Source organism: Pseudomonas sp. 3MA1 (assembly GCF_029237275.1).
Lineage (GTDB): Bacteria > Pseudomonadota > Gammaproteobacteria > Pseudomonadales > Pseudomonadaceae > Aquipseudomonas > Aquipseudomonas fluorescens_AP.
The window spans coordinates 230,843-246,942 of sequence record NZ_JAACFX010000001.1 but is presented as its reverse complement, the minus strand read 5'-3'; the positions used below and the strand labels follow the sequence as shown (position 1 = coordinate 246,942).

Sequence of the window (16,100 nt, the reverse complement as noted above, 5' to 3'; positions counted from 1 at the left end):
TGCAAGCCGATAAAACCTGTTCGCCGGCAAGCCGGCTCCTACGCGCTCTGGCCACTGTCGACGTACCGGCGCTGGCTATTTGCAGCACCATCAAGAAATACCTCCTGCCCCCGCTTGCGCGGCACTCGCCCGCTCACTAACGTAGCGCCTTTATCGACGTTACCCCCCCGCAGGAGCTTGACCATGGCCTCGCCAGCCCTTTCACATTTTCTTCCCCGGCTCGGCGTTGCCGCGGCTGTGGCCGGTGCCTTGAGCCTGGCCGGTTGCCAGTCCTGGAACTCACAGAGCAGCCTGCCCCCGACGTCTGGCGTGCAGCCTCTCAAGGGCCTTGCGCAGAACGTCTCGGTGCGCCGCAACGCGGTGGGCGTGCCGCTGATCGAAAGCAGCAGCTTCCATGACGCGCTGTTCACCCTGGGCTACGTACACGCCAGCGACCGCATCGGCGAAATGGTCACCCTGCGCCTGCTGGCCCAGGGCCGCCTGGCCGAGATGTCCGGCGCCGAGGTGCTGGATGTCGACCGCCTGATGCGCGCGGTGAACCTGAAGAAAAGCGCCGACGAGCTGTACAAGGCCTCGTCGCCACGGATCAAGCGCTTCTTCGAGGTCTACGCCCGGGGGGTCAACGCCTACCTGTTCCGCTATCGCGACAAGCTGCCGCCGGATCTGGCGGCGACCGGCTATACCCCCGAGTACTGGAAGGCCGAGGACTCGGCGCTGATCTTCTGCCTGCTGAATTTCGGCCAGTCCGCCAACCTGCTGGAAGAGATCAACGCCCTGGTCCTGGCGCAAAAGGTCGGCAGCGACAAGCTGCCGTGGCTGACGCCGAGCTATCCCGATGAACCCTTGCCGCTGGCCGAGGCCGACAAACTCAAGGGGCTGAATCTCACCATTCCCGGGCTGAACGAAGTCAGCCGTGCCGCCAACCGCATGGGCCAGCTCAACAGCCTGGGCGTGCGCGGCGGCAGCAACCTGGCCATCGCCCCGCAGCGCAGCCGCACCGGCCGCAGCCTGCTGGCCGTCGACAGCCATCTGCCCGCCTGGTACTACGCGCAGATCCGCGCACCGAAGTACCAGGCCGCCGGAGCCTCCATCGCCGGTTTGCCAGCAATTCTCCAGGGCTTCAACGGCAAGGTGGCCTGGAGCCTGAGTTCGGTGGAAGGCGACAACCAGGACCTGTTCCTGGAGAAACTCAAACGCCAGGGCAACGCCCTGTACTACCAGAACAACGGTAAATGGCAGCCGGTGGCCGTGCGCAACGAAACCTATTTCGTCAAAGGCCAGCGGCCGATTCGCGAAGCGGTGTATGAAACCCGCCACGGCCCGTTGCTCAACAGCGCCCTGGGCGCGGCTTCGGGCAGCGGTTTCGGCCTGGCCCTGCAAACGCCGGAGCTCAAGGACGACAAGACCCTGGACGCCTTCTTCGACCTGTCCCGGGCGCAGAACGTCGAGAAAGCCTCGGACGCCAGCCGGGAAATCCGCGCCATCGCCCTGAACATGGTGTTCGCCGATGCCAGCAACATCGGCTGGCAGGTCACCGGGCGCTTCCCCAACCGTCGCGAAGGCGAAGGCCTGCTGCCTTCCCCGGGCTGGGACGGCCGCTACGACTGGGACGGCTACGCCGACCCGATGCTCCACCCCTATGACCAGGACCCGCCCCAGGGCTGGATCGCCACCGCCAACCAGCGGGTGATCTCCCGCGGCTACGGCATGCAACTGTCCAACTCCTGGCAGGCCCCGGAACGGGCCGAGCGCATGGCCGAACTGGCCTCCAGCGGCAAGCAGGACAACCGCAGCCTGATCGCCCTGCAGTACGACCAGAGCACCCTGTTCGCCGCCAAGCTGAAGAAGATGTTCGAAGCCCCGGGCATGGCTCAACCACTGAAGAAGGCCATCGATGCGCTGCCCGATGCCGACCGCGCCAAGGCCCGGGAGGCCTACAGCCGCCTGCTGGCGTTCGATGGCAAGGTCACTGCCGGCTCAGCCGACGCGGCGCTGTACGAATTGTTCCTGCAGGAAAGCGCCAAGCAGATCTTCCTCGACAAACTGGGCCCGGAATCCGGCAGCGCCTGGCAGGCCTTCGTCGCCAACGGCAACCTGTCCTACTCGGCCCAGGCCGACCACCTGCTGGGTCAGGAAGACAGCCCGTTCTGGGACGATTCGCGCAGCGCGCAAAAGGAAGACAAACCGGCGATCCTCGCCCGCAGCCTGGTGGCAGCCATCAATGCCGGCGAGCAACTGTTGGGAGCCGACCGCAAGGCCTGGCAATGGGGCAAGCTGCACAGCTACTCATGGACCAGCAGCAGTGGCCGGCAGATCCGCGCCCCGATGCAGGCCGGAGGCGATCACAACACCCTCAACAGCGCCGCTTACCACTGGGGGCAGGACTTCGTCATCCGCGACACTCCAGCCCTGCGCTTGATCGTGGATTTCGGCCTCAGCGAACCCTTGATGGGCCTCAACAGCAGCGGCCAGTCCGGCAACCCGGCAAGCCCGAACTACGCCAATGGCATCGACGGCTGGCTCAAGGCCCAGTACCTGAGCCTGCCGATGCAGCCGCAGAACTTCGAGCGCAGCTACGGCAAGACCCGCCTGACCCTGGTTCCGGGCAAGTAAGCGCCTGGCACTCTGCCACCCGCTTGCCCATCCGGTGCAAGCGGGCCTGCCCCAAAACGAACAACCCGCCCCCGCCGCCGGCGCTACGCCCCAGCGTGATCCCCAAGCCAGCGCCTCCGGCGATCGACTGTGCACCTTGCACCCTATTGGCGCCCGCGCCAAAACACGCCCCATTTCAGCGCGCGCCAGCCCTGACGCCTGCACCCCAAGGGTTTTAAAACACTTGTTCGGGACTCTGGTTCGGAAATTGCTACTTTCAATATGTCTTATGCGTTCCAGTAACAGTACTCATGCGCCACAAGCGCTCATATTGGTTCTTAGGGATTGAATAATGAAAAAAGCATTGCTGACCCTTTCCGCACTGGCTCTCTGCATGGCCGCCGGCTCCGCGCTGGCCAAGGAATACAAGGAACTGCGCTTTGGCGTCGACCCGTCCTATGCCCCCTTCGAATCCAAGGCCGCCGACGGCAGCCTGGTGGGCTTCGACATCGACCTGGGCAATGCCATCTGCGCTGAGCTGAAGGTCAAGTGCAAATGGGTCGAAAGTGACTTCGACGGCATGATTCCCGGCCTCAAAGCCAACAAGTTCGACGGCGTGATCTCTTCCATGACCGTGACCCCGGCCCGCGAAAAAGTCATCGATTTCTCCAGCGAGCTGTTCTCCGGTCCCACCTCGTTCGTGTTCAAGAAGGGCTCGGGCCTGAGCGCAGACACCGCCTCGCTCAAGGGCAAGACCGTGGGCTATGAGCAGGGCACCATTCAGGAAGCCTATGCCAAGGCCGTGCTGGACAAGGCCGGGGTCAAGACCCAGGCCTATCAGAACCAGGACCAGGTCTACGCCGACCTGACTTCCGGGCGCCTCGACGCCTCGATCCAGGACATGCTGCAAGCCGAGCTGGGCTTCCTCAAATCGCCACAGGGCGCGGACTACGAAGTCAGCAAGCCGGTGGAAGACCCCCTGCTGCCGGCCAAGACCGCGGTCGGTATCTCGAAAGGTAACAAAGAGCTGAAAGCGCTCCTGGATAAAGGTATCAAAGCGTTACACGATGATGGCACCTACGCCACCATCCAGAAAAAACACTTCGGTGACCTGAACCTCTACAGCGGTAAATAACCGGTCGGCGCCCATCTTCGATGGGCGCCTTTTTTATCGCGACGGGTCACTGATCGATGCTCGAAGAACTTCTAAAAAACCTGGGGCTTTCCGCCTTCAGCCTTAAGGGTTTCGGCCCCCTGCTGCTGGAAGGCACCTGGATGACCATCAAATTGTCGGTGTTGTCGCTTCTGGTCAGCGTCCTGCTCGGCCTGATCGGCGCCAGCGCCAAACTCTCCAGCCTGGCCTTGCTGCGGGTTCCGGCCCAGCTCTACACCACCCTGATCCGCGGCGTGCCGGACCTGGTGCTGATGCTGCTGATTTTCTACAGCCTGCAGACCTGGCTGACCTCCTTCACCGATTTCATGGAGTGGGAATACATCGAGATCAACCCCTTCAGCGCCGGGGTGATCACCCTGGGCTTCATCTATGGCGCCTACTTCACCGAAACCTTTCGCGGGGCGATCCTGGCGGTGCCCCGGGGCCAGGTCGAAGCGGCCACCGCCTATGGCCTCAAACGCGGCCAGCGCTTTCGCTTCGTGGTCTTCCCGCAGATGATGCGCTTCGCCCTGCCGGGCATCGGCAACAACTGGATGGTGATGCTCAAGGCCACGGCCCTGGTGTCGATCATCGGCCTGGCCGACCTGGTCAAGGCCGCCCAGGACGCCGGCAAGAGCACCTATCAACTGTTCTACTTTCTGGTCCTGGCGGCGCTGATCTACCTGCTGATCACCAGCGCCTCCAACGTTGTCCTGCGCAAGCTTGAACGGCGTTACGCCGCCGGCGCCCGGGAGGCCGTGCGATGATCGAACTCCTGCAGGAATACTGGCGTCCCTTCCTTTACAGCGACGGTTACCACATGACCGGGCTGGCCATGACCATGTGGCTGCTCACAGCGTCGATCTGCATTGGCTTTCTGGTGTCGATCCCGCTGTCCATCGCCCGGGTTTCACCCAAGCGCTACATCCGCTGGCCGGTGCAGTTCTACACCTACCTGTTTCGCGGCACGCCGCTCTATATCCAGTTGCTGATCTGCTACACCGGGATCTACAGCATCGCCGCGATCCGCGCGCAACCGCTGCTGGATGCGTTCTTTCGCGACGCGATGAACTGCACCATCCTCGCCTTCGCCCTGAACACCTGTGCCTACACCACGGAAATTTTCGCCGGGGCGATCCGCAGCATGGCCCACGGCGAAGTCGAAGCGGCCAAGGCCTACGGCCTGAGCGGCTGGAAGCTGTATGCCTACGTGATCATGCCCTCGGCCCTGCGCCGCTCGCTGCCCTACTACAGCAACGAAGTGATCCTGATGCTGCACTCCACCACGGTGGCCTTCACCGCGACCATTCCCGACATTCTGAAAATCGCCCGGGACGCCAACTCGGCGACCTTCCTGACCTTTCAGTCGTTCGGTATTGCCGCCCTCATCTACCTGTGCGTGACCTTCACCCTGGTGGGTCTGTTCCGTCTCGCCGAGCGCCGCTGGCTGGCCTTTCTCGGACCGACCCACTAGGACTTGCAGCAGGAAAAACTGTCAATGCGCCACGAGATCCACGACCTGATCGCCCCCCTGCCGGGCACCGCGCGCCAGGTCCACAGCTTTCATTTCGGCCCCGCCCAGGCCCCGGGCAAGATCTACATCCAGTCCTCCCTGCATGCCGACGAACTGCCCGGCATGCTGGTGGCCTGGCACCTCAAGCAGCGCCTGACGGAACTGGAAGCCGAAGGTCGCCTGCGGCATGCAATCGTTCTGGTGCCGGTGGCCAACCCGGTAGGCCTGGAACAGATACTGATGGACGTGCCCCTGGGTCGCTATCAGTTGGAGAGCGGGCAGAACTTCAATCGCGGCTTCGTCGATCTCAGCGAAGAGGTGGGCAACGCCGTCGAAGGACTGCTCAATCACGATCCCCAGCACAACCTCGGTCTGGTGCGCCGGCACCTGGCCGACGCCCTGGCCCGGCAACGCCCCGAGACGCAACTGCAATCCCTGCGCTTGACCCTGCAACGGCTGGCCTGCGACGCCGACATGGTGCTGGACCTGCACTGCGACTTCGAAGCCGTGGCGCACCTGTACACCACCCCCGAAGCCTGGCCACAGGTCGAGCCCCTGGCCCGCTACATCGGCGCCCAAGCCTGCCTGCTGGCCACCGACTCGGCGGCCTGGTCGTTCGATGAATGCTTCAGTCTGCTGTGGTGGCAACTGCAACAGCGCTTCGGCGAACGCTTTGCCATTCCCACGGGCAGCTTTGCGGTCACCGTCGAACTGCGTGGCCAGGGCGACGTCAATCATGACCTGGCCCGTCTCGACTGCCAGGCCATGCTGGATTACCTGACCCATGTCGGCGCCATCGCCGCCGAGGCGCCGCCCTTGCCTGAGCTGCCCTTCCCGGCCACGCCGCTGGCGGGAGTGGAACCGCTAGCAACGCCGGTGGGCGGGCTGCTGGTGTTCACCGCACTGCCGGGGCAATACCTGCAAGCCGGACAGCAGGTGGCTGAAATCATCGACCCGATCCACGACCGGGTCACCCCTATCCATTGCAACAACGCCGGGCTCCTGTACGCCCGCTCGCTGCGGCGCATGGCCACCGCCGGCATGGTGATCGCCCACATCGCCGGCCGCGAAGCCTATCGCAGCGGCTATCTACTTTCGCCTTGAGGATGCAAGCCACCATGTACAAATTGACCGTTGAAGGCCTGCACAAATGCTATGGCGACAATGAAGTGCTCAAAGGTGTGTCTCTGAAGGCCAAGACCGGCGACGTGATCAGCCTGATCGGCGCCAGCGGCTCGGGTAAAAGCACCTTCCTGCGCTGCATCAACTTTCTCGAAACCCCGGACGACGGCGCCATGAGCCTGGATGGCCAGCCGATCCGCATGGTCAGCGATCGTCACGGCATACACGTGGCCGACCCGGCCGAGCTGCAGCGGATCCGCACGCGCCTGGCGATGGTGTTCCAGCATTTCAACCTGTGGAGCCACATGACCGTGCTGGAAAACATCACCATGGCCCCGCGCCGGGTGCTGGGGGTCAGTACCAAGGACGCCGAGGAGCGCGCCCGGCGCTATCTGGACAAGGTCGGCCTGCCGGCCCGGGTCGCCGGGCAGTACCCGGCCTTCCTGTCCGGAGGCCAGCAACAGCGGGTGGCCATCGCCCGGGCATTGGCCATGGAACCGGAGGTCATGCTGTTCGACGAACCGACCTCGGCCCTGGACCCGGAACTGGTGGGTGAAGTGCTCAAGGTGATCCAGGGCCTGGCCGAAGAGGGCCGGACCATGATCATGGTCACCCACGAGATGAGCTTTGCACGCAAGGTGTCGAGCCAGGTGCTGTTTCTGCACAAGGGCCTGGTGGAAGAGGAAGGCGCCCCGGAGGAGGTGCTGGGTCACCCGAAAAGCGAGCGCCTGCAGCAGTTTCTCAGCGGCAACCTGAAGTAGCGAACACCGACAACGCCCCCGTCCGCACCGATATGCCGCGGGCGGGGCGTCGAGCGGCGACGGGAAGGTTCAGGCCACGGGCGCAGGTGGCGGCTCGTCGGGCAAGGTCGGCTCGCCTGGTTCCTGGGGTTCGAGGGGTTGCGGGGTATCCGGGTCGGGCTGACCGGGAATGCCACCAGCCATCTCGACGCTGGGATGGGCCAGCAGGGTCCAGGCCAGGAGCCCGACCTGATTGGGTTCCAGCTTGGCCAAGGTGGCGCTGATTCGCGGATCTATCTTCATGGGGCACTCCTGAGCTGGGCCCGGCATGCCTCGCGCATACCGGAAATACACCCAATAGAGTGTGGGTCCGCTCAGGAATTCCCGCTATTTGTCAGACGGACGCACTCAGGTGCGCGGCAGGGTCACGCCACGCTGGCCCTGGTATTTGCCGCCGCGGTCCTTGTAGGACACTTCGCACTCTTCGTCCGACTCCAGGAACAGCATCTGCGCCACGCCCTCGTTGGCGTAGATCTTCGCCGGCAAGGTGGTGGTGTTGGAGAACTCCAGGGTCACGTGGCCTTCCCACTCGGGTTCCAGCGGGGTCACGTTGACGATGATGCCGCAACGGGCATAGGTGCTCTTGCCCAGGCAGATGGTCAGTACGTTGCGCGGAATGCGGAAGTACTCGACGGTGCGGGCCAGGGCAAAGGAGTTCGGCGGGATGATGCAGACGTCGCTCTTGATGTCGACGAAGCTCTTTTCATCGAAGTTCTTCGGATCGACGGTGGCCGAATTGATGTTGGTGAACACCTTGAATTCATCGGCGCAACGCACGTCGTAGCCGTAGCTCGACACCCCGAAGGAGATCAGCCGATCCGGGCCTTCGCCACGCATCTGGCGCTCTACGAAGGGCTCGATCATGCCGTGCTCTTGCGCCATGCGGCGAATCCACTTGTCCGATTTGATGCTCATGGCGGGTGTCCTGAAATAGCGAGGTGAAAAAAAACGGTCAGGCATCTTACCGGGGCACGGGGTCGGGTTCAAAGTCCGGGGCGTTTTTCTCGCCTGACACCAGGTTTTTCAAGGGTTCGGCGACGAACGACGGGCCGTCAGTCACGAAAACCGAGAAACCTTGGCCCTAGCCATTGGCACGTTCAGGAAAAAGGGTTAAGGTGGCGCCACTGTGCTGCTTGTGTCACTGAGAATCTCTACACGATGTTGAATTTCGATCCAACCATCTCCAAGAATTTTTCCTGCTCTTTGCACTCAGTCTCGGCCAGGGCTTTTCCTGAGTCGCAGTTAACTTTGTCCAAGGAGATACACCATGTCTAATCGCCAAACCGGTACCGTTAAGTGGTTCAACGATGAAAAAGGCTTCGGCTTCATCACTCCACAATCCGGTGACGACCTGTTCGTACACTTCAAAGCTATCCAATCCGACGGCTTCAAAAGCCTGAAAGAAGGCCAACAGGTTTCTTTCATCGCTACCCGCGGTCAGAAAGGCATGCAAGCTGAAGAAGTTCAAGTTATCTAACTTGTACTGATCCAGTAAAAAGCCCCGCCCTCAACAGCGGGGCTTTTTTGTGCCCGGTGTTTTTTTGTCGGCGCCCTCAAGAGAAAGGCGCCCGGGCCACCCAGGATTACCAGGTCACGCCAAAGCCCACGGTATAGCGGGTCTTGTCCAGATCGCTGTCTTCGGTGCCGCGAATCAGGTCCTTTTCCGCCTTCAGGTTCAACGACGCCCAGTCGGTAACCTTGTAGCGCAACCCCATCTCGGCATCCAACGCATAGTCGGCCACCCCGGAAAGCGGTCGCCCGATTTCGCCATTGGTGAAGAATTCCACCCGCTTGCCGATCAGATAGCGGTTGTAATCCCACTTCATCGCCAGGGAATAGAAGTTGTCCTTGCCGCCATCGGCGTATTCGTAATCTGTACGGTTAAGCAGCGAGCCCAGGGAGAACGCCCCCAATTCATCATCCCAGAACTGGTAGCCGGGGCCGGTACCCACCACCCGCTGTCGTGCCAGCTCCTCGACCTTGTCACGCTTGTAGGTCAAGCGTCCTTCCCAGAACCATTTTTCAGTGATGAAACGGTCCAGGGCATATTCGGCACTCCAGTTGTCGGTGGTCACCACGTGATTCTGGAACTCACGGTTGTACTCACCCTGCGCATTGTGGCGCCAAGCCCCATGGCGCGCCGACGTCTTGAAGTCGATGTCGTAGTCATCGGTATCCTTCTCGGCGCGTTTGTAGTCCATCGCCACGTCGATATTGCCCTTCCACACCATGTCCTCGACCAGCGGCCTGGGCTTCATGATCTGCTGGATACTCGCCAACTCCACAGTCTTGGGCGCTTCACCATTGGCGAGAATGACCTTGCCCTCCTCCGCCGCCTGCAGCGACTTGGCCTTCTCACCGGTGTAGGCATCCTGCTTGACCAGCAGTTCCTGATCGCTTTCCAGGGTCTTGACCTGTTTCCAGTCGATGGAAATGGCGCCGCCATAGTCGGTCTGGAGCAATAGCTTGCCGCCATCGAAAACCTTGATCTTGCCGCTCAGGCGGTCACCGTTCTTCAACCAGACGGTATCAGCCAGGACAGGCATGGAGGCGCTGAGCACCGCGAAACACAACAACGTTCTAGGCAACATAGGTAATACAGGGCTCGATCTTGCGAAAAAAAACGGCATTATTCCTGCTGAACACGCCTTAGTCAGGACTGACCCGGGTATTGAGAATGAGTTCAATATGCAGTCAGCCCTTATCCTCTGAACCGATCCACGGCCCTTCATTAATCTGGAACCGCGAATGTGACCGAACACGGCGAAGCCCCGCAGGATCCTGCGCAAATCCGACGCACGGCGCTGTACCTGACCCTGGCCCAGGTTCCCGCAGGCAAAGTGGTGAGCTACGGCCAACTGGCAGAAATGGCCGGCCTGGGCCGCGCCGCGCGCTGGGTTGGCCGCACCCTCAGCCAGTTGCCGGCCGACACCCGCCTGCCGTGGCACCGGGTATTGGGCGCCGGCGGCCGCATCAGCCTGCCGGTCGGCAGCCCATCAGGCGACGAGCAGCGCGCCAGACTGCGCGATGAAGGCGTCACTATCCGGAATAATCGCGTGGATATTCAGCGCCATGGCTGGCGCCCGGTAGAGCACAGCGGTTAGAGTGCGCGCTTTGTTTCCGTAACCTGAGGCAGACTTCAGCCCATGCCCCGTAAAACCTGGCGCGCCGCACTTGCCGCCTATGCCAGCCCCTCGACGCTCGTGCTGTTGCTGCTTGGTTTCGCTGCCGGCATGCCTTACATGCTGGTGTTCTCGACTCTTTCGGTGTGGTTGCGCGAGGCCGGTGTGGCCCGCGAAACCATCGGTTATGCCAGCCTGATCGGTTTGGCCTATGCCTTTAAATGGGTATGGTCCCCGCTGCTTGACCAATGGCGCCTGCCAATATTGGGCAAGCTCGGCCGGCGCCGCTCCTGGCTGGTACTGGCCCAGACCCTGGTGATTCTCGGCCTGATCGGCATGGGCTTCTGTGACCCGCAAAAGCACCTGTCCTGGCTGATCGCCATTGCCGTGATCGTGGCCTTTGCCTCGGCGACCCAGGACATCGCCATCGACGCCTACCGCCTGGAAATCGCCGACGACAGTCGACAAGCCGCCCTGGCCGCCAGCTACATGTCCGGTTATCGGGTGGCGGTGCTGCTGGCCACTGCCGGCGCGCTGTTCTTCGCCGAAGGCTTCGGCTCCACCGGCTTCAGCTACAAGCATTCAGCCTGGACCGGCACCTACGTGCTGTTCGGCGTGCTGATGATCCCCGCGCTGATCACCACCCTGCTGATGCGTGAGCCTGCCGTGCCACTGCGCACCCAACTCTCCGCGGGACGCTACAGCTTCGCTCACCAGTTGATCTCGGTATTCGTCCTGATCGTGCTGCTGGTGTCGGTGCCCGCCACCTTCACCCAGCTCTACAACACCGACTTCGCCAGCGTGATCTTCGATGGCATGAGCCTGCTGGACCTGCTGCTGGAAGACCGCGCGTTCCTGCGGGCAATCCTCTATATCACCCTCACCACCCTGTGCCTGTCGGCCATGGGCCGCCGCGGCCTGGCGCCAGTGCTGACACCGGTCAACGACTTCATCCTGCGCTATCGCTGGCAAGCCTTCCTGCTGCTGGGACTGATTGCCACCTATCGCATGTCGGACACAGTGATGGGTGTCATGGCCAACGTGTTCTACATCGACCAGGGCTTCACCAAGGACCAGATTGCCGGGGTCAGCAAGATCTTCGGCCTGATCATGACCCTGCTCGGGGCCGGCATGGGCGGCCTGCTGATCGTGCGCTTCGGCATCCTGCCGATCCTGTTTATTGGCGGCGCCGCCTCCGCCGCCACCAACCTGCTGTTCCTCATGCTCGCCGGCATGGGCCCGAACCTGGAAATGCTGGTTGTCACCATTTCCCTGGACAACTTCAGTTCAGGCATGGCCACTTCAGCCTTCGTCGCCTACCTGTCGAGCCTGACCAACCTCAAGTTCTCCGCCACCCAGTACGCCCTGCTCAGCTCGATCATGCTGTTGCTGCCGCGCCTGATCGGCGGCTATTCCGGGGTCATGGTGGAAAAGTTCGGTTACCACGACTTCTTCCTTATCACCGCGATACTCGGGGTGCCGACGCTGATCCTGATCGCCATTCACTGGTTCCAGGAGAGCCGCCGTGCCGGGCCCAAACCCGAGCCGGAAAGCCCCGCCAACAGCACCGCCGTCGGCGAAGAATCGTAGAAAATCCCGGGAGTTACGAGCCTTTCTCTGTCGCTCCCGCCCCTTCCAAGCGCAATCCTGTACGCCAGCGGAACTCGCCCGTACAATGCTCCGTCACTTCCAGTCTTCAGCAACCGACAACGGCCTACCATGCGTACCAGTCAATATTTGCTCGCCACACAGAAAGAAACGCCTTCCGACGCGGTCGTGATCAGCCATCAGCTGATGCTGCGCGCCGGCATGATCCGTAAACTGGCTTCCGGCCTGTACACCTGGCTGCCGATGGGCTTGCGGGTGATGCGCAAGGTTGAAGCCATCGTTCGCGAAGAAATGAACGCCGCGGGCGCGCTGGAAGTGTTGATGCCGAGCACTCAGCCGGCTGAGCTGTGGCAGGAATCCGGTCGCTGGGAAGAGTACGGCCCGGAGCTGCTGCGCTTCAAAGACCGTCACGGTCGCGATTTCTGCGCTGGCCCGACCCACGAAGAAGTGATCACCGATCTGGCGCGCAACGAGCTGAGCAGCTACAAGCAGCTGCCGCTGAACCTGTACCAGATCCAGACCAAATTCCGCGATGAAATCCGCCCACGCTTCGGCTTGATGCGCGGCCGCGAGTTCATCATGAAGGACGCCTACTCCTTCCACGCCGACCAGGCGTCCCTGCAGGTCACCTACGACCGCATGCACCAGGCTTATTGCAACGTCTTCACCCGCCTGGGCCTGAAGTTCCGCCCGGTTGAAGCAGACAACGGTTCCATCGGCGGTGCCGGCTCCCACGAATTCCACGTACTGGCCGAGTCCGGCGAAGACGATATCGTCTTCAGCAACGGCTCCGACTACGCCGCGAACATCGAGAAGGCCGAAGCCGTGCCGCGCGAAACCTCGCGCCCGGCGCCGACCGAAGAGATGCGCCTGGTCGACACCCCAGACGCGAAAACCATCGCCCAGCTGGTGGAAGGCTACAACCTGCCGATCGAGAAGACCGTCAAGACCCTGGTGGTGCACGCCGAGGAAGCCGGCAAGCTGATCGCCCTGATCATCCGTGGCGACCACGAACTGAACGAAATCAAGGCCGCAAACCAGCCTGGCGTCGCCAGTCCGCTGGTCATGGCCTCCGAAGCCGAACTGCGTGCTGCCATTGGCGCTGGCGCCGGTTCCTTGGGCCCGGTGAACCTGCCACTGCCGATCATCATCGACCGTTCGGTGGCGCTGATGAGCGACTTCGGCGTCGGTGCCAACATCGACGACAAGCACTACTTCGGCGTCAACTGGGAGCGCGACCTGCCGGTTCCGACTGTTGCCGACCTGCGCAACGTGGTGGCCGGCGACCCGAGCCCGGACGGCAAGGGCACCCTGGAAATCAAGCGCGGCATCGAAGTCGGGCACATCTTCCAGCTGGGCAACAAGTACAGCAAGGCGATGAAGTGCGAAGTGCTGGGCGAGAATGGCAAGCCGGTGACCCTGGAAATGGGCTGCTACGGCATTGGCGTATCCCGCGTGGTGGCCGCCGCCATCGAACAGAACAACGATGAAAACGGCATCATCTGGAGCGACACCCTGGCGCCGTTCCAGATCGCCCTGGTACCGCTGCGCTACGAAACCGAGCAGGTTCGCGAAGCCACCGACAAACTCTACGCAGAACTGACTGCCGCCGGTTTTGAAGTGCTGCTGGACGACCGCGACAAGAAAACCAGCCCGGGCATCAAGTTCGCGGACATGGAGCTGATCGGCATTCCTCACCGGATCGTGGTCAGCGACCGCGGCCTCGCCGAAGGCAACCTGGAATACAAGAGCCGTACCGAAGCCCAGGCGCAAGCGCTGCCCGTGGCCGACGTATTGTCCTTCCTCCAAGCCCGTATCCGTCGCTGAAACCAGATAGAGAAGTCATGTTCAAGCGAAACACCTTAAGCCTCGGGGGCGCCGCCTTGTGCGGCGCCCTGCTGGTCAGCGGCTGCGCCAATCAGATGTCGCAACGCAGCGAGCACGAGGAACGGATCGAGCGCAAATTGCTCGACCACAGCCTGCAGATCGATGTCGGTGAGCCAAAGGTGCTTGAGCTGCCGCAACGCCGGGTACGCATCCACGAGCAGAAGACCTTCGAAGTCACCGAATTCGAGGTCACTCGCCGCTACGATCGCTATACGCCCTATCAACCCTGGCGGGAAATCTACGAGATCCCGCTGGGCGCGGTAGCCCTGGTGGCCGGCGTCGGTGCCAATGTGGTCAACGTGTTCGCTCTGGGCAACCTGCCGGACAGTGTCACCAAGGACTGGGTCAGCTACGGCGTGTCCGGGCTCAACCCGTTCATGAACATGCCGTCCCATGGCCGCGCCCAGCAGAACCTGGCAGCCATCGATGAAGTCCAGCGTGACAAGCGCCTGGAGTATTCGAGCCTGCCCTGGAGCGAACGCCCGGTGCAGGTCAAGGCCGGCAAGCAGACCTACGACATGAGCACCGATCGCAATGGCGTGCTGCGCTTGAACCTGCTGGACGCGCCGTTCTCCGAACAGGACCTGAACCACATCGGCAAATTGCAGATCAGTGTCGAAGACGCCCAGGACGAAGTGCATTCCGACTCCTCCCTGAGCCTGAGCAGCGGCCTGCGCGGCAAGCTGGTGGAAGCTCATGCACTGATCTACGACGACCTGGAAGATGACGAAGTGAGCCAATGGGTGCACCGAGTCAAGCGCCTATCGGAACTGGGCCTGGAAGAAGAAGCCAGCGAACTGGAACAAAGCCTGATCGAGCTGACCCGCAACGATCCGGAACTGCAGAGCGAGTTTCTCAAGTCCCTGACCAAGAACGCCGGCCGCCTGGTCGCCGACCCCGGCAACCACTGACCCACCCTGTAGGAACCGGCTTGCCGGCGAAAGCGATGCAGCAGATGGATCGCAACCGCCGGCCCCTACAACAGGCCTCGGAACAGCTCCAGCTGCTCATGAGCGCCACGCAGATCCTGCAAACGCACCCCAATGCCCAGCAAACGCACCGGCTTGCCACCGCGCTTGAAGGCCTGGGTCAGCAACTGCCGATAACTCTCCAGATCCCGCCCCGCTCCCGCCTGTTCCAGGGTGGTCTGGGTAAAGTCATGGAACTTCACTTTGACGAACGGCTTGCCCGGGCGGTAGCTGGCGTCGATCCGGGTCATGCGCCCGGCCAGCGTCTCCATCAGCTCCGGTAGCTTCTGCAGGCAACTGTCCAGATCCGGCAGATCCACGTCATAGGTGTTTTCCACGCTGATGGACTGGCGCCGACTGTCATTCTGCACCGGCCGCTCATCGATCCCCCTGGCCAGACTCCACAGGCGCTCGCCGAAACTGCCGAACTCGCGCACCAGCGCCAGCTTGCTCCAGTCGCGCAACTGCAGGCAGTCGACAATCCCCAGGCGACCCAGTTTGTCCGCCGTGACCTTGCCCACCCCATGCAACTTGCTCACCGGCAATTCGGAGACAAAATCCTCCACCCGATCCGGAGTGATCACGAACAGGCCGTTGGGCTTTTTCCAGTCGCTGGCAATCTTGGCCAGAAACTTGTTGGGCGCGACCCCGGCCGACACCGTGATATGCAGCTGATTGGAAACCCGCCGACGAATGTCCTGGGCGATGCGCGTGGCACTGCCGGCGAAGTTCGGGCTGTCGGAAACGTCCAAGTAGGCCTCGTCCAGGGACAAGGGCTCGATCAGGTCGGTGTAATCACGAAAGATCGTATGAATCTCTTTCGACGCCTCGCGATAGGCATCCATGCGCGGCTTGACGATCACCAGGTCCGGGCACAGGGTCAACGCGTGCCGCGACGACATGGCCGAGCGCACGCCATAGGCCCGCGCCTCATAGTTGCAGGTGGCAATCACCCCCCGTCGATCCGCGGAGCCGCCCACGGCCAGCGGCTTGCCGGCCAGCTGCGGGTCATCGCGCATCTCGATGGCGGCGTAGAAGCAATCACAGTCAATGTGGATGATTTTGCGCTGCATCATATAAAGGCAGAGATCATGGAAGGCGAACGTCGCAATGAAGGCAGGACGCAAGTATCTACCGACACCTGTATATAGCACCAGTACCTTGCATCTTCGCACTCCTTCACACAGCCCCCGGGGCAATTTATTTGCGCAATGGCCGCAAAACCTCCAATAGAGCTGCAAGCCCCGTTCTATCTAGCCCCAAGCCACCTTAAAAGCCCGCTTCAGGACGCTAAGCGATTGAACCGGAAGCAGTTTTCAAAATTTAATGATTGAC

The 16,100-nt window shown here is 62.0% G+C and carries 15 protein-coding genes; 11 read left to right on the top strand and 4 right to left on the bottom strand.

What is annotated here, in order from left to right:
- Positions 1 to 183 precede the first annotated feature (183 nt).
- From GWQ44_RS01165 to GWQ44_RS01140, 6 genes are all read left to right on the top strand, one after another.
- On the top strand, positions 184 to 2,613 hold the full coding sequence (locus GWQ44_RS01165) for a penicillin acylase family protein (RefSeq protein ID WP_275926469.1): 2,430 nt from the start codon (positions 184 to 186) through the stop codon (positions 2,611 to 2,613).
- A 331-nt stretch (positions 2,614 to 2,944) separates the two neighbouring features.
- On the top strand, positions 2,945 to 3,727 hold the full coding sequence (locus GWQ44_RS01160; RefSeq protein WP_016965524.1) for a transporter substrate-binding domain-containing protein: 783 nt from the start codon (positions 2,945 to 2,947) through the stop codon (positions 3,725 to 3,727).
- A gap of 56 nt (positions 3,728 to 3,783) precedes the next feature.
- Positions 3,784 to 4,512: an ABC transporter permease gene (locus tag GWQ44_RS01155; protein WP_016965525.1), complete on the top strand. Its 729-nt coding sequence runs from the start codon at positions 3,784 to 3,786 to the stop codon at positions 4,510 to 4,512.
- Positions 4,509 to 5,219, top strand: a complete 711-nt coding sequence (locus tag GWQ44_RS01150; RefSeq protein ID WP_016965526.1) for an ABC transporter permease — start codon at positions 4,509 to 4,511, stop codon at positions 5,217 to 5,219. Before GWQ44_RS01155 ends, GWQ44_RS01150 begins: the two co-directional genes overlap by 4 nt.
- Before the next feature lie 24 nt (positions 5,220 to 5,243).
- A complete protein-coding gene (locus tag GWQ44_RS01145) occupies positions 5,244 to 6,362 on the top strand; it encodes a succinylglutamate desuccinylase/aspartoacylase family protein (RefSeq protein ID WP_275926468.1) in 1,119 nt (372 codons plus the stop codon).
- Between the two features lie 14 nt (positions 6,363 to 6,376).
- On the top strand, positions 6,377 to 7,141 hold the full coding sequence (locus GWQ44_RS01140; protein WP_275926467.1) for an ATP-binding cassette domain-containing protein: 765 nt from the start codon (positions 6,377 to 6,379) through the stop codon (positions 7,139 to 7,141).
- 69 nt (positions 7,142 to 7,210) lie between these two features.
- On the opposite strand, the gene GWQ44_RS01135 is transcribed toward GWQ44_RS01140, so the two are convergent.
- Both GWQ44_RS01135 and dcd read right to left on the bottom strand, forming a co-directional pair.
- Positions 7,211 to 7,423 (bottom strand): hypothetical protein, encoded by a 213-nt coding sequence (locus tag GWQ44_RS01135; RefSeq protein ID WP_103739560.1) that lies wholly within the window; start codon positions 7,421 to 7,423, stop codon positions 7,211 to 7,213.
- Positions 7,424 to 7,528: 105 nt separating this feature from the next.
- Positions 7,529 to 8,095, bottom strand: coding sequence for a dCTP deaminase (gene dcd / locus GWQ44_RS01130; protein ID WP_016965530.1), 567 nt, complete (start codon positions 8,093 to 8,095; stop codon positions 7,529 to 7,531).
- Between the two features lie 352 nt (positions 8,096 to 8,447).
- Between dcd and GWQ44_RS01125 the strand changes: the two genes are divergently transcribed.
- A complete protein-coding gene (locus GWQ44_RS01125) occupies positions 8,448 to 8,657 on the top strand; it encodes a cold-shock protein (protein WP_002554837.1) in 210 nt (69 codons plus the stop codon).
- Positions 8,658 to 8,763: 106 nt separating this feature from the next.
- Here the strand turns inward: GWQ44_RS01125 and GWQ44_RS01120 are convergent, their stop codons facing one another.
- Entirely contained in the window at positions 8,764 to 9,771 is a 1,008-nt protein-coding gene (locus GWQ44_RS01120) for a DUF481 domain-containing protein (RefSeq protein WP_275926466.1), read from the bottom strand.
- 159 nt (positions 9,772 to 9,930) lie between these two features.
- On the opposite strand from GWQ44_RS01120, the gene GWQ44_RS01115 reads away from it, so the two are divergent.
- The 4 genes from GWQ44_RS01115 (at position 9,931) to GWQ44_RS01100 (ending at position 14,708) form a co-directional block, all read left to right on the top strand.
- Positions 9,931 to 10,284, top strand: a complete 354-nt coding sequence (locus GWQ44_RS01115; protein ID WP_016965532.1) for an MGMT family protein — start codon at positions 9,931 to 9,933, stop codon at positions 10,282 to 10,284.
- Between the two features lie 42 nt (positions 10,285 to 10,326).
- Positions 10,327 to 11,892: an AmpG family muropeptide MFS transporter gene (locus tag GWQ44_RS01110; protein ID WP_016965533.1), complete on the top strand. Its 1,566-nt coding sequence runs from the start codon at positions 10,327 to 10,329 to the stop codon at positions 11,890 to 11,892.
- A 129-nt stretch (positions 11,893 to 12,021) separates the two neighbouring features.
- On the top strand, positions 12,022 to 13,737 hold the full coding sequence (locus GWQ44_RS01105; protein ID WP_016965534.1) for a proline--tRNA ligase: 1,716 nt from the start codon (positions 12,022 to 12,024) through the stop codon (positions 13,735 to 13,737).
- Between the two features lie 17 nt (positions 13,738 to 13,754).
- A complete protein-coding gene (locus GWQ44_RS01100) occupies positions 13,755 to 14,708 on the top strand; it encodes a hypothetical protein (protein ID WP_275926465.1) in 954 nt (317 codons plus the stop codon).
- Between the two features lie 65 nt (positions 14,709 to 14,773).
- Here the strand turns inward: GWQ44_RS01100 and dinB are convergent, their stop codons facing one another.
- The gene (gene dinB / locus GWQ44_RS01095; RefSeq protein ID WP_016965536.1) at positions 14,774 to 15,841 is read right to left on the bottom strand and encodes a DNA polymerase IV; all 1,068 of its coding nucleotides are present in this window, start codon (positions 15,839 to 15,841) and stop codon (positions 14,774 to 14,776) included.
- Positions 15,842 to 16,100 lie beyond the last annotated feature (259 nt).

Excerpts from the sequence above, each read along its gene's own strand:
- GWQ44_RS01120 (WP_275926466.1), bottom strand. The coding sequence starts at position 9,771 with ATGTTGCCTAGAACGTTGTTGTGTTTCGCGGTGCTCAGCGCCTCCATG.
- GWQ44_RS01110 (WP_016965533.1), top strand. The coding sequence starts at position 10,327 with ATGCCCCGTAAAACCTGGCGCGCCGCACTTGCCGCCTATGCCAGCCCC.
- GWQ44_RS01125 (WP_002554837.1), top strand. The coding sequence starts at position 8,448 with ATGTCTAATCGCCAAACCGGTACCGTTAAGTGGTTCAACGATGAAAAA.
- GWQ44_RS01140 (WP_275926467.1), top strand. The coding sequence starts at position 6,377 with ATGTACAAATTGACCGTTGAAGGCCTGCACAAATGCTATGGCGACAAT.
- dinB (WP_016965536.1), bottom strand. The coding sequence starts at position 15,841 with ATGATGCAGCGCAAAATCATCCACATTGACTGTGATTGCTTCTACGCC.
- GWQ44_RS01100 (WP_275926465.1), top strand. The coding sequence starts at position 13,755 with ATGTTCAAGCGAAACACCTTAAGCCTCGGGGGCGCCGCCTTGTGCGGC.
- GWQ44_RS01155 (WP_016965525.1), top strand. The coding sequence starts at position 3,784 with ATGCTCGAAGAACTTCTAAAAAACCTGGGGCTTTCCGCCTTCAGCCTT.
- dcd (WP_016965530.1), bottom strand. The coding sequence starts at position 8,095 with ATGAGCATCAAATCGGACAAGTGGATTCGCCGCATGGCGCAAGAGCAC.
- GWQ44_RS01135 (WP_103739560.1), bottom strand. The coding sequence starts at position 7,423 with ATGAAGATAGATCCGCGAATCAGCGCCACCTTGGCCAAGCTGGAACCC.
- GWQ44_RS01160 (WP_016965524.1), top strand. The coding sequence starts at position 2,945 with ATGAAAAAAGCATTGCTGACCCTTTCCGCACTGGCTCTCTGCATGGCC.
- GWQ44_RS01150 (WP_016965526.1), top strand. The coding sequence starts at position 4,509 with ATGATCGAACTCCTGCAGGAATACTGGCGTCCCTTCCTTTACAGCGAC.
- GWQ44_RS01145 (WP_275926468.1), top strand. The coding sequence starts at position 5,244 with ATGCGCCACGAGATCCACGACCTGATCGCCCCCCTGCCGGGCACCGCG.
- GWQ44_RS01165 (WP_275926469.1), top strand. The coding sequence starts at position 184 with ATGGCCTCGCCAGCCCTTTCACATTTTCTTCCCCGGCTCGGCGTTGCC.
- GWQ44_RS01105 (WP_016965534.1), top strand. The coding sequence starts at position 12,022 with ATGCGTACCAGTCAATATTTGCTCGCCACACAGAAAGAAACGCCTTCC.